Below are 12427 nucleotides of genomic sequence, written 5' to 3'. Positions count from 1 at the left end.
CCTCCGATGCCGTTGCCCGCACATCTGTCTTCATCTGACATGTGGAGCCTCAAGGAGCCGATCAGATGGCCAACTTCTCCAAGTCGAACGTGCCGCAGTTCTCCGTCGAGGTGTACCAGAACGAATACCTGCCCGAGGGCGGCCGTGAGGTCAACGGCATCATCACGGTCACCTCGACCGGGGGCGGCACCACCGGCGGCGTTCCGCTGACGGGTTCGACGACCCCGCGCCTGCCCGGCGGGGCCACCGACGCGGCGGTGGTGATCATGGTGGACTGCTCGGGATCGATGGACTACCCGCCGACCAAGATGCGCAACGCCCGCGACGCGACGGCGGCGGCCGTCGACACCCTGCGCGACGGCACGTCCTTCGCCGTGGTGGCCGGGACCCACGTCGCCAAGGACGTGTACCCGGGCAACGGGCGGCTCGCGGTCGCGGACGCGCAGACGAAGGCCCAGGCGAAGGAGGCCCTGCGCCGGCTCAGCGCGGGCGGCGGTACGGCGATCGGGACCTGGCTGCGGCTGGCCGACCGGCTGCTCGGCGCCGCCGATGTGGAGATCCGGCACGGAATCCTGCTGACGGACGGGCGCAACGAGCACGAGGCACCCGAGGATCTGCGGGCCGCGCTCGACGCGTGTGCCGGCCGGTTCACGTGTGACGCCCGCGGTGTCGGGACCGACTGGGAAGTGAAAGAGGTCACAGCGATCGCCTCGGCGCTGCTCGGTACGGCCGACATCGTCGCCGACCCGGCCGGGCTGGCCGCGGACTTCACGCAGATGATGGAGAACGTGATGGGCAAGGAGGTCGCGGACGTGGCGCTGCGGCTCTGGACCCCGGTCGGCGTGCAGATCAAGTTCGTGAAGCAGGTCGCGCCGACGGTGGCCGAGCTGACCGACCGCAGGACCGAGGCCGGTCCGCGCGCGGGCGACTACCCCACCGGTTCCTGGGGCGACGAGTCCCGCGACTACCACGTGTGCGTGCAGGTGCCGGAGGCCGGAATCGGGCAGGAGATGCTGGCGGCGCGCGTCTCACTGATCCTTCCCGACCCGGCCGGCGGCGCGCCCCGGACGCTCTCGCAGGGTCTGGTACGGGCGGTGTGGACGGACGACATGGTGGCGTCGACCTCGATCAATCCGCAGGTCGCGCACTACACGGGTCAGGCCGAACTGGCACAAGTCATCCAGCAGGGGCTCGATGCACGCAAGTCGGGAGACTTCGACGGCGCGACGGCCAAGCTGGGCCGTGCGGTGCAGTTGGCATCGGCGTCCGGGAACGAGGACACTGCGAAACTGCTTTCGAAGGTGGTAGACGTCGTCGACGCGGCGACCGGTACTGTGCGACTGAAGGCGAAGGTCGCGGAAGCGGACGAGATGACACTCGAAACGCGCTCCACGAAGACAGTTCGCGTCAAGAAATAGTCACATATCCGCACTGATGAGCCGCCCGACCGGTCAGGTCCGCCGGGCGGCGACGCAAGAAGAATGACGGCCCACGGGCCGGACGAGGAGAGGGGGAAGCGCCGACATGCCGACCTGCCCGAACGGACACCAGTCGGGTTCCGAGGACTGGTGCGAGGTCTGCGGCCACCGCATGGCCGGGGCGGGCGCGCCTGCGGGCGCCGTTCCCCCGCCGCCTCCCCCGCCACCCGCGCCCGGCTACGGATATCCGCAGGGTTCCGGCCCCGATGCGACCCAGCATGCCGAGCTCTGCCCCCAGTGCCGCACCCCGCGCGAGGCCATGGCCCCGTTCTGCGAGGAGTGCCGCTGGAACTTCCTCACGAACACGGCCACGTCGTACACGCCGCTGGCTCCGCAGCACGGCGCGCCGGCCGGTCCGGTCCCCGGGCTCAATCTGCCGCCCGGCTTCCAGGCCCAGCAGCCGCCCGGCCCGCCGCAGCCGCGTGAGCCCCGCGATCCGTTCGAGTACCAGAGCTCGCGCCCCTCACAGATCAACCGGTCGGCCGAGCCGCTCTCCTCGGGCCCGGGCCGGCCCGGCCCTCCGGGACCGGGTCAGCAGCCCCCTCACCCGTTCCAGCAGCAGGGACAGCAGCAGGGGCAGCACCCAGGACAGCAGCAGGGTGGCCCGCCGCCTCCGCCGCCGTTCCAGCAGCAGGGGCAGCAGGGCGGCCCGCAGGGGTTCCCCCAGGGCCAGCAGCACGCCCAGCAGCAGAACTCACCGCAGGGTTCACCCCCGCCGCCGTTCCAGCAGCAGAACTCACCGCAGGGCTCGCCCCCGCCGCCGTTCCAGCAGCAGCAGAGCGCGCCGCCGGCCTTCCAGCAGACGGCTCCCCCGGTCTTCGAGCAGCCCGGACCGCCGGCCCCGCCGCAGACCGGCGGTGACGACTGGCTGCTGTCCCCGCCCTCGCAGGCCCAGGGTCCGCAGACGCCGATGCAGCAGCCGCCGTACCCGGGGCAGCAGAACCAGGGACCGGGCCAGAACCAGGGCCCTGGCCAGGGTCAGGGTCAGGGTCAAAACCCCGGCCAGGGTCCCGGCCAAGGTCAGGGTCAGGCTCCTCTGTCCATGAACTGGACCGCGGTCATCGCGCCCGACCGTGAGTACTTCCTGGCGATGATGCAGCGCAGCGGCCCCGAGGCCACCGGGCTCAACCTCCCGGCGTACTCCCCGGAGCAGCAGCTGCCGCTCACCGGCAACCAGATCACCATCGGCCGCCGCCGGCACAGCACGGGCGAGTCCCCGGACATCGATCTGTCCGTGCCTCCGGAGGACCCGGGCGTCTCGCACCAGCACGCGGTGCTGGTGCAGCAGCCGGACAGCAGCTGGGCCGTCGTCGACCAGAACTCGACGAACGGCACGACGCTGAACGGCGCCGAGGACCCGATCCAGCCCTACGTCCCCGTACCGCTCCAGGACGGCGACCAGGTGCACGTCGGAGCGTGGACGACGATCACGATCCGCCGGGACTGACCGCTCGGACGCACACGACGGCCGGCGAGGGGGTGACCACCCCGTCGCCGGCCGTGGTGCTGTCCCCTGCCGGCCGTTGTGCTGTCCGCACCGGCCGTCACTCTCAGGGCGGCCGCGCACATAGTTCGCACCACGAATGTCAGGGCTCCCGGCGAGGCCCCGCCACCAGCACCTGCCGTATTCTGAGGGAATGCGAAAGGCAGAGCACGGACAGATGGGGATCGTCACCGCATTGGTGCGCTCCTCGTTCCTGGTGAATGCCGTGTACGCCGATTCCGGCCGCGAACACGGAATCACCGCACAGCAGGGCCAACTGCTGTGCGTGCTGATGGTGCAGCCGTACGGGATGAGGGAGCTCGGCGCGATGCTGGGGCTGGCGAAGTCCAGCCTCACCGGCCTGGTGGACCGCAGCGTCCAGCGCGGTCTGGTGCGCCGCGAACCCGACCCCGAGGACGGCCGCGCCGTCCGGGTCGCCCTGACCCCGGCGGGCGACGCGCTGGCTGACGCGTTCTACGCCGAGACCTGCCGGCGGGTGGACACCCTGTCGGCGGGTCTCGACGAGGCCGACCGCGAGCAACTCGCGGCGCTGCTCGGCCGGCTGGTGCTGAGCAACAAGGTGCCGGTGGTCTTCATGGAGTCGGACGAGAGCACCCCGCCCGCCCCCCTCAGCCCTTAGCCGCGCGTCACCCCGAACAGTTCGGCGAACCGGCCGACGAACAGATCCGCGCCCTTGTACTCGCTGACCGCCGCCGCCGGCAGGATGACCGGCCCGTCGGGTGACGGCACCTGCCCCACCCCGCCGCCGGGGCCGAGCGGGAGCAGGGCCGAGGGAACGGGGGACGGCCGGTAGGTGGCCGTGGGCCGCTCGCCGCGCAGCCGGGCGAGGACGTTCGCCGCGACCACCTCGGCGTGCTTCATCGCGTAGCCGGCCATCTTGGCCTCGGCCACGTCCGTGATGTCCCCGAGGGCGTAGATGTGGTAGTGGCCCTCGACGTTGAGCGCCTCGGTGACCCGGACCCGGCCCTGCGGGGTGCGGACGGCGACCCGGCCGTCGGCGAGGTAGTCGCCGTTGGTGCGCACGCCGTAGCAGCGGAACCAGATGTCGGCGGAGATCTCGCCGCCGTCGGCCGTGGCCACGGTGAAGGCCTTGGCCCGGCCGGGTTCGGCCGGCGGCTGCTCGGCCAGCGCGGTGCCCAGCCGCAGCTCCACACCGAGCGCGTCCAGCTGGCGGTGCAGTTCCTCGCGGAACTCCGGCAGGAAGCCCGGCACCAGTTGGCCGGCGGGGTCGGTGACGGTCACGTGCTTGTCCGGCCAGACCGCCTTGATCTCACCGGACAGCTCCAGCCCGACCGGGCCGGCCCCGGCGATCAGGACCCGCCCGGCGGCGGCGAGTTCGGCGTGCGCCTCGTGGATACGCCGCAGCGCCTCGCCGGAGAGGTCGGTGTCCATCTTGGCGGGGAACGGGTAGTCGGAACCGGTGGCGAGCACCAGATAGGCGGCCGCTATCCGCTCCCCGGAGGCAAGGGTGACCCCGCCGGGATCCACTGCGGCGGCACGCTCGCGGCGGACGGTGCCGCGACTCAGGAGGGTGTCGTAGGGGAAGAAGATGTTGTCCGCCCAGTCGGGCCGGACCAGCGCGCGGAGTGACCCCGCCGCATGCACGAACGCGTCCTTGGGATCGATGAGGACGACGTCGGCCTCCTCGTCGAGCGCCTTCGCGACCGCCGCACCGCCGTACCCGCCGCCGATGACCACGACCGTACGATTCACGTTCCCGCCCCCCGCATTTTCGCTCATCATTTACCCCACTCCCGATGGCCACATTAATCATTCGCTACACGAACCATAGTAGTTCGTGTAGCGAACTTCAACGAAAGGATCTGGCCATCACCGCCACCGCCTCCCGACGGGGCCACGGCTGGCGTGATCCATGCCCCGGGGGCCCCTGCCCGGCCGACGCGTCTGCGACCATGGACGGGTGACTGAGAATCCGCGCGACACGCTGCAGGAGCTGACCTTCTACGAGGCGGTCGGCGGCGAGGACACCTTCCGGCGCCTGGTCCACCGCTTCTACCAGGGCGTGGCCGGTGACCCGCTGCTGCGGCCGATGTACCCGGAGGAGGATCTGGGTCCGGCCGAGGAGCGGTTCACGCTCTTCCTGATGCAGTACTGGGGCGGTCCCCGCACCTACAGCGAGGAGCGCGGGCACCCCCGGCTGCGGATGCGGCACGTGCCGTTCCGGGTGGACCGCGCCGCGCACGACGCCTGGCTGAGCCACATGCGGGTGGCGCTGGACGAACTCGGCCTGGCCCCGGAGCACGAGCGCCAGCTGTGGGACTACCTCACGTACGCGGCCGCGTCGATGGTGAACACCGAGGGCTGACCGCGGCCGAAGGCGAGCCGAATCCGGCGCTCCAGCTCACCGGCCCGCCCGGCCGAGCCCCTTATAGGATCCGCGCATGACGACGTCCGAACGCGAGATCACCGAGCCGGTCGACCTCTGCCTGCCCCATGGAGGCCTGAACCCGGCTGCGGTCGGCTGGTCCCGGACGCCTCTTCATCGCGCCAATCTGCGCGGCTGGGGCCGGACGAAGCGGTGGGAGTACTGGTGCGTGACGACGCCCACCCACCTGGTGGCGCTGACCGTCAGCGATCTCGACTTCCTCGCCCTGAACACCGTCTACCTGCTCGAATACGCACCGGGCGGACTCGAACTGGAACGTACGGCGATCATCCCCGGCGGCTTCGGCGTCGAGCTCCCCGACACCGTCGCGGGTGCCCCGGGCTCCCGGGACGTGGTGGTGGGGCCCGGGCGGCCGTCCGGCGGCAAGGTGCGGGTCGAGATCCGCGACGAGAACGCCGGCACCCGGCTGAGGGCCCGCTGCCTGACCCCGGACCGGCTTCCGCTGGAGGTCGACCTCCTGGTCGCCCGGCCTCCGGAGCACGAGTCGCTCTCCGTCGTCGTGCCGTGGAGCGAGCGCCGCTTCCAGTACACCTCCAAGCACACCGCCCTCCCCGCGTCGGGCCGGGTCCGGATCGGCACCGAGTACCTGGAGTTCGACGGGGACGACACCTGGGCCGTCCTGGACCACGGCCGCGGCCGCTGGCCGCGCACGGTCGACTGGAACTGGGGAGCCGCGTCCGGACGCACCGGCGGCCACACGGTGGGCCTGCAGTTCGGCGGGCGCTGGACGGCGGGCACGGGCTCCACCGAGAACGGGCTCTGCGTGGACGGCCGGCTGACCAAGATCGGTGAGGAGCTGGACTGGCGGTGGTCGCCGGCCGACCGCCTCGCGCCCTGGACCATCCGTACGCCGTCGTCCGGCCAGGTGGACCTGACGTTCACCCCGTTCCACAACCGGTCGACGCGCACGGAGACCGGCCTGATCGACAACCGCACCGACCAGTGCTTCGGCCACTACGACGGCCGTATCCGCACCGACGACGGCACCGACATCACGGTGGAACGCCTGCTGGGCTGGGCCGAGGACGTCCACATGCGCTGGTGAAGCGCGTTCCTGCGGGGTCCCTACCGCCCTACCCGCCTACGGAGACGGCGAGCGTCCCCAGGCCCCCCGCCGCGCCCGCCCGCCGCAGGGCGACGGACCCGTAAGGGGTACGCAGCCGCAGCCAGGCGCCCGTCGCCAGCAGGGCCACGGGGAAGTCCGGGGCGGCACGCAGGAAACCGAGTGCCTGTGCCGCGTGCACGGCGCGCAGCGGAAGCTCCGTGCCGCCGACGGTCCGCGACCAGATGTCCCGCCCGATGAGGTCCCGCTCCGTCCGCGTGCGCCGTTCCTCGGGCAGTGCCCCGTCCCGCGTACGGAACTCGGCGACGGCCTCGCTCACTGCCGCACCCAGAGCGACGGGACCTGGCAGCCCCGGCTGCTCCTGCCAGCCGCCGCGCGGAGGCAGCACACCGGTCCAGGGCGGCCCCGTCACCGGTGGGGGCAGCGCGCCGGAGCGGGTCGACTCCTCCAGCGATTCGAGGAGCTCACCGGCGGACACGGTCACGTCGAAGTCGTACGAGTCCATCAGCCGCACGGCCCGGATCGCCAGAACCTCGAACGAAGGCGGCCGGCCGAACACCGCCAGCGCGCCGCCGCCCGCCTGCAGTCGTACGGCCGCGGCACGGTCGTAGTGGAGCAGCCGGCCGAGGAAGGCCGCGAGATCCGCGGCCTCCCTCGTATCGGCGAACTGCAACGACTGCACGGACACGGTCATGCCGCCGCGGGCTCCTCGGCCAGGTACTCCTGGAGGAAGAGCTTCTCCTCCGCGGAGATCCGCCGGGGCCGCTCCTCGGCCAGGTTGTACGGGACGACGATGGTCGACGCCCGTACGTACACCTGCTCCGGGTCCTTGATCTCGTACGCGATCGTGAGCGAGGCGGCACCTATCTTCGTGACCCACGACTCGACGGTCACCGGCGCGTGCCGGTGGACCAGCGGGCGCACGTAGTCGATCTCGTGCCGGGCCACGACGGAGCCCCCGGCGAAGGACGGCGAGCCGTCCCCCGGCGCCAGCCGGAACATGAAGTCGATGCGCGCCTCCTCCAGGTAGCGGAGGAAGACCACGTTGTTGACGTGCCCGAAGGCATCCATGTCCGACCAGCGCAGCGGGCAGCTGTAGATATGACGAGCCAAGACGATCAGCCTCGCGTGAGCTTCTTGTACGTGGCACGGTGCGGACGGGCCGCGTCGGCACCGAGACGCTCGACCTTGTTCTTCTCGTACGACTCGAAGTTGCCCTCGAACCAGTACCACTTGGACTCGCCCTCGTAGGCGAGGATGTGGGTGGCGACCCGGTCCAGGAACCAACGGTCGTGGGAGATGACCACGGCCGCACCCGGGAACTCCAGCAGCGCGTTCTCGAGCGAGGACAGGGTCTCGACGTCGAGGTCGTTGGTGGGCTCGTCGAGGAGCAGCAGGTTGCCGCCCTCCTTGAGCGTCAGCGCCAGGTTGAGGCGGTTGCGCTCACCACCGGAGAGCACACCGGCCGGCTTCTGCTGGTCCGGACCCTTGAAGCCGAAGGCGCTGACGTACGCGCGCGAGGGCATCTCGACCTGACCGACATTGATGTAGTCCAGCTCGTCCGAGACGACCGCCCACAGCGTCTTCTTCGGATCGATGTTGGCGCGGCTCTGGTCGACGTAACTGATCTTGACCGTGTCGCCGACCTTGATGGAACCGGTGTCCGGCGCCTCCAGGCCCTGGATCATCTTGAACAGCGTGGTCTTGCCCGCACCGTTCGGACCGATGATGCCGACGATGCCGTTGCGCGGCAGCGTGAACGACAGGTCGTCGATGAGGACCTTGTCGCCGAAGGCCTTCGAGAGGTTCTCGACCTCGACGACGATGGAACCGAGCCGCGGGCCCGGCGGAATCTGGATCTCCTCGAAGTCCAGCTTCCGCATCTTGTCCGCCTCGGCCGCCATCTCCTCGTACCGGGCGAGACGGGCCTTGGACTTGGTCTGGCGCCCCTTGGCGTTCGACCGCACCCACTCCAGCTCTTCCTTGAGCCGCTTCTGCCGCTTCTCGTCCTTGCGGCCCTCGACCTTGAGGCGGGTGGCCTTCTTCTCCAGGTACGTGGAGTAGTTGCCCTCGTACGGGATGGCGCGGCCGCGGTCGAGCTCGAGGATCCACTCGGCGACGTTGTTCAGGAAGTACCGGTCGTGGGTGACGGCGACCACGGCGCCCGCGTACTTCGAGAGGTGCTGCTCCAGCCAGTTCACCGACTCGGCGTCGAGGTGGTTGGTGGGCTCGTCGAGCAGCAGGAGGTCGGGCGCCTCGATGAGGAGCTTGCAGAGCGCGACGCGGCGCTTCTCACCACCGGACAGGTTCGTGACGGGCCAGTCACCGGGCGGGCAGCCCAGCGCGTCCATGGCCTGCTCCAGCTGGGCGTCCAGGTCCCACGCGTTGGCGTGGTCCAGGTCCTCCTGCAGCTTGCCCATCTCGTCCATGAGCGCGTCGGAGTAGTCCGTCGCCATGAGCTCGGCGACCTCGTTGAACCGCTTCAGCTTGCCCATGATCTCGGCGGCGCCGTCCTGGACGTTCTCCAGCACGGTCTTCGACTCGTCGAGGTGGGGCTCCTGCATGAGGATGCCCACGCTGAACCCGGGCGACAGGAAGGCATCACCGTTCGACGGCTGCTCCAGCCCCGCCATGATCTTCAGCACCGTGGACTTACCGGCACCGTTGGGACCCACCACACCGATCTTCGCGCCGGGCAGGAAGCTCAGCGTCACGTCGTCAAGGATGACCTTGTCGCCGTGCGCCTTGCGTGTCTTGCGCATCGTGTAGATGTACTCAGCCAAGAGAAACCGTCCGGCAATCGATGAGTGGGCAGATACACCCCATCTTGCCTGACTGCTACCTCTTGACGGAAACCCGTATCGGTGGGTGGGCCTGACCTGGCCGTATGTCTGCCCGCGCTTGTAGGTGATCTGTCACTGACTGTCGCCGCCAACCGCTGTTGAGCACCGTCGCGCAGCCCAGGGACGGCCCGGGAACGATCACTCGGTGGCCGTAGACCATTCACCGAGCCTGGTCTCACCAGCAGACGGCATCAGGAGTCACGGTCGGCCCGACAGTCCTCGTGGAGACACTGGTCGTCCCGAAGGTGCAGCCGCCGAAGATCATGTAGAGCTGCGACAGGGAACGGGTGCTGGACCCACTTCTCTCGATAGGCGACTTCGCCGTGAAGCCCCAGCACCCCCGCGGCAGCCTCCGTCACTGCGTGGGCGAACACTCGGCGGGGTTGCGTGGAGGTCCAGGAGAGGGCGCCCTCCGCGTCAGGCGCGTCCCAGCTCTGGTTCAGGTCCGGGAACCGATAGATGGCGATGTGTACGTCCATCCCCCGACGCCGGAGCCGCCACCTCTCCTCGGCCGGTTCGAGGTCGAAGGAGACGCGCTGGTCGGTTGCGGTTCCGTAGAGGCCTGCCACCGCGTGCAGCAGGTCGGACAGAGCGTCGGTGCAGTAGCTGACGGAGCACTTCTGCTCCGAACCGCCGTCGGCAATTCGGCATGTGGCCCACCCCGAGCCGCCCAGCTCCCAGCTGAACTGGAGAACACCCGTCATCCTGCCCCTCCGCCGTGTCTGCCTGCCGGACGACAGGGCCAAGACCGTCGGGCGCGGCACGCGGTCACCCAGTTCGACCGTCGGCGGCGCGTGGCACCACGAACAACCCACCTCATGGGCGCCGGAGCCAGGGAGCGAGCACATCCACGAGCACGTCGTATGCGGGGTCTGCGCACGGCCAGAGCAACTTGTGATGCGCCCCGTCCTTCATACGCAGGCTGACTCGGGCGGAGGCAAAACCACGGTGAATGCGGGCGGAGGCGATGTCGGCCAGAGGCAGCACCGTGTTGGTCCGGTGCTCCGCCCGAATCCGCGCGACGGCGGCCTCGGTCACGTCGGCTTCCGGCAACGGCCAGACCACCGTCGGCCCCTTGCCGTTCGCCACGGTGGCCATGAACCCGAGCCGCCGACGGACCAAGGAGGACGGCAGCAGCCACAACTCCCCGTGGATCCAGTCGCCCCAGCCAGTGGTGCAGGCCCGCGAAAGCAGTCGCGCCCGTCCGTTCATCGGGCCACCGTAGTGGGCGTGTCATACCTGCGCCACGAAGTATTGGAGCCGCTGAGGTGGAGATGCCCCGGCCGCACCGACGGATGCAGCCGACCGGGCGCGGGGCGACTGAGGTCTCACTCGACGACAGCCGGCTCCCCCTTGCGCGGGCGCCGGGACGCGGCACCCGAGGGAACGCGCTCGGAGAGCGTCGCAAGTAGCCCTTCACACACACCTGCTACGCACGAGCCATATGCGGGCATTTAGTTACCAAACGGCTAGGGTCGAGCGGTGAGTCGAATCGAGAGGACCGCCGAGGGTGCGGGGCCGTTCACGACGCGGCTGACATGGCGCCTCGGTGACGGCGGCACCGCGGTCTGGGAGTCGCGGCGGGCGCGCAAGCGCGGGCTGCTCACCGTGCGGGCGGCCGGCGATCGCGAACCCCGCTCCCGTAGGGCGGACAGCGCGTCGGTCAGTCGTCTCCGCAGGCTGAATGCCATCGCGGCGAGTGCGTTCGCGGTGGGTGGGGGCCTCTTCGCCTTCGGGGCCGCTGTCGCGCAGTTCGGCGCAGGTGATGCGACGGGAGCCTGGATCTACTTCGCCGGCGGCCTGTTCTTCAACACGGGCGGCTACGCGTCGCTTCTCCAGGCGGTCAACGCCCCTCGCCAGGACAACGGAGCCGGGGCACTTGCCGCGCGGCGATGGAGTTGGTGGAGCTACGAGCCCGGCCGGATCGACTGGCTGAGTACCTTCCTGCTGTTCGTGGGCACGCTTGTGTTCGGCATCAACTTGCTGAGCTCCCTGTTGCAAGGCCTCTCGGTGCAGCAAGTGAACCGGCTGATCTGGGCCCCTGACCTGGTCGGGTGCACCCTGTTCCTCGTCTCGGGGCATCTGGCCCTGGTGGAGGTCTGCCACGGCCGGCCGGGAATCCGGCCCCGCGATCTCGGCTGGTGGATCGTCGCGGTCAACCAACTCGGGTCCGTGCTCTTCATGGTCGCGGCACTGGCCGACTTCACCCGCCCTGCCACGGCGAGCGTCTTGAACGGCGACATCGCCAACTGGGGCACCCTCACGGGAGCACTGTGTTTCTCCGCCGGAGGGGTGCTCCAGTATTTCGAGCGTCCGTGAGCTCCCGTTCACGAACGCGCTCGACGGACGCCGGTGAGGCCCGAGGGAGTGTCCAGGGGCCGAGCGAGCCGCCCCCTCAGTGGTCCTGAGAATCGTCGTGGCGAGAGTCAGCGCGGGTCCGGAGCCGCCACCCGGTCGGTAGACCCGAATGCAGGGAACGCCCCCGGGCAGGATGGCAGCGGAGTCCGGGCCGTCTTCTGGGGGGACATCATGGGCAGCACCACGCTTGCGCTCGTCGTTGCGACAGTCGGCGTAACCGGCACCCTGCTCTCGCCGCTTCTCGCACAACGAGTGGTCGCACGCGTCCAGGCGGAACAGTTCGATCGTGAGCAACGAGCGGCTCACGCCCAATGGCTTCGCGAGCAGCAGGTTTCGGAGCTCATCCGCCGACGTGACTGCTACGTGACGGTCAACGCGGCCTTCCGTCTCTACCGGACACGTCTGATGGACTTCCTCTGGGACTTCGACAGGGGGCAGGCGACCCCGGAGGGACGAGAGGCTGTCGAGCAGGCGAGACGCGACCATCATTCGACGTTCGCCGAGGCCCAGCTGATCGTGTCCGGGACGGTACTGGGCGAGCTGGACGGCATGACCGCGGCGCTGTCGGAGGTGTACCGCCGGATCATGTCTCTGGCGGAAGGACACCCGGACGCCGATGGCTCCTTCGAGGAGATCCGGGCAACCGACTTCCCGCTGCTCTGGGAACGGTGGGACCGCATGCGCAATGTCATGCGAGCGGATCTGGGAGTGGGGCCGGGCCCGGAGGGTCGTCCTCCGGCCGGCTCCTAGCGACCTCGTACCGCGCGGGCCGCG

13 protein-coding genes are annotated in these 12427 nt (G+C 70.0%); 7 read left to right on the top strand and 6 right to left on the bottom strand.

Features of this window, described 5'->3' with window-relative positions; genetic code table 11:
• The first annotated feature begins 65 nt into the window (after positions 1-65).
• From OG959_RS25865 to OG959_RS25855, 3 genes are all read left to right on the top strand, one after another.
• Complete coding sequence (locus OG959_RS25865; RefSeq protein ID WP_326662170.1) at positions 66-1418, top strand: vWA domain-containing protein; 1353 nt, start codon at positions 66-68, stop codon at positions 1416-1418.
• A 106-nt stretch (positions 1419-1524) separates the two neighbouring features.
• Positions 1525-2925, top strand: a complete 1401-nt coding sequence (locus tag OG959_RS25860; protein ID WP_326662168.1) for an FHA domain-containing protein — start codon at positions 1525-1527, stop codon at positions 2923-2925.
• Positions 2926-3139: 214 nt separating this feature from the next.
• Complete coding sequence (locus tag OG959_RS25855) at positions 3140-3601, top strand: MarR family winged helix-turn-helix transcriptional regulator (RefSeq protein ID WP_326666607.1); 462 nt, start codon at positions 3140-3142, stop codon at positions 3599-3601.
• Here OG959_RS25855 and OG959_RS25850 read toward each other — a convergent pair.
• The gene (locus OG959_RS25850; protein WP_326662166.1) at positions 3598-4695 is read right to left on the bottom strand and encodes an FAD-dependent oxidoreductase; all 1098 of its coding nucleotides are present in this window, start codon (positions 4693-4695) and stop codon (positions 3598-3600) included. The genes OG959_RS25855 and OG959_RS25850 overlap by 4 nt on opposite strands.
• Positions 4696-4903: 208 nt before the next feature.
• Between OG959_RS25850 and OG959_RS25845 the strand changes: the two genes are divergently transcribed.
• Together OG959_RS25845 and OG959_RS25840 are read left to right on the top strand one after the other, a co-directional pair.
• Entirely contained in the window at positions 4904-5308 is a 405-nt protein-coding gene (locus OG959_RS25845) for a globin (RefSeq protein ID WP_219572350.1), read from the top strand.
• A gap of 76 nt (positions 5309-5384) precedes the next feature.
• Positions 5385-6434, top strand: coding sequence for a DUF2804 domain-containing protein (locus tag OG959_RS25840; RefSeq protein WP_326662164.1), 1050 nt, complete (start codon positions 5385-5387; stop codon positions 6432-6434).
• Positions 6435-6462: 28 nt separating this feature from the next.
• On the opposite strand, the gene OG959_RS25835 is transcribed toward OG959_RS25840, so the two are convergent.
• From OG959_RS25835 to OG959_RS25815, 5 genes are all read right to left on the bottom strand, one after another.
• Entirely contained in the window at positions 6463-7146 is a 684-nt protein-coding gene (locus OG959_RS25835; RefSeq protein WP_326662161.1) for a hypothetical protein, read from the bottom strand.
• The gene (locus OG959_RS25830; protein WP_326662159.1) at positions 7143-7565 is read right to left on the bottom strand and encodes an acyl-CoA thioesterase; all 423 of its coding nucleotides are present in this window, start codon (positions 7563-7565) and stop codon (positions 7143-7145) included. Before OG959_RS25830 ends, OG959_RS25835 begins: the two co-directional genes overlap by 4 nt.
• 5 nt (positions 7566-7570) lie before the next feature.
• Positions 7571-9235 (bottom strand): energy-dependent translational throttle protein EttA, encoded by a 1665-nt coding sequence (gene ettA, locus OG959_RS25825; RefSeq protein ID WP_326662158.1) that lies wholly within the window; start codon positions 9233-9235, stop codon positions 7571-7573.
• A 251-nt stretch (positions 9236-9486) separates the two neighbouring features.
• Complete coding sequence (locus OG959_RS25820) at positions 9487-9999, bottom strand: hypothetical protein (protein WP_326662157.1); 513 nt, start codon at positions 9997-9999, stop codon at positions 9487-9489.
• Positions 10000-10111: 112 nt separating this feature from the next.
• A complete protein-coding gene (locus tag OG959_RS25815; protein ID WP_326662156.1) occupies positions 10112-10507 on the bottom strand; it encodes a hypothetical protein in 396 nt (131 codons plus the stop codon).
• A gap of 270 nt (positions 10508-10777) precedes the next feature.
• Between OG959_RS25815 and OG959_RS25810 the strand changes: the two genes are divergently transcribed.
• On the top strand, positions 10778-11614 hold the full coding sequence (locus tag OG959_RS25810; RefSeq protein ID WP_326662154.1) for a hypothetical protein: 837 nt from the start codon (positions 10778-10780) through the stop codon (positions 11612-11614).
• Between the two features lie 210 nt (positions 11615-11824).
• Positions 11825-12403 (top strand): hypothetical protein, encoded by a 579-nt coding sequence (locus OG959_RS25805; RefSeq protein WP_326662152.1) that lies wholly within the window; start codon positions 11825-11827, stop codon positions 12401-12403.
• Positions 12404-12427: the final 24 nt, after the last annotated feature.

It is taken from the genome of Streptomyces sp. NBC_00385, assembly GCF_035917155.1.
Classification (GTDB): Bacteria; Actinomycetota; Actinomycetes; order Streptomycetales; family Streptomycetaceae; genus Streptomyces; species Streptomyces poriferorum.
Note: the sequence above shows the minus strand (reverse complement) of the source record. Positions and strands in the feature narration are given on the sequence as shown.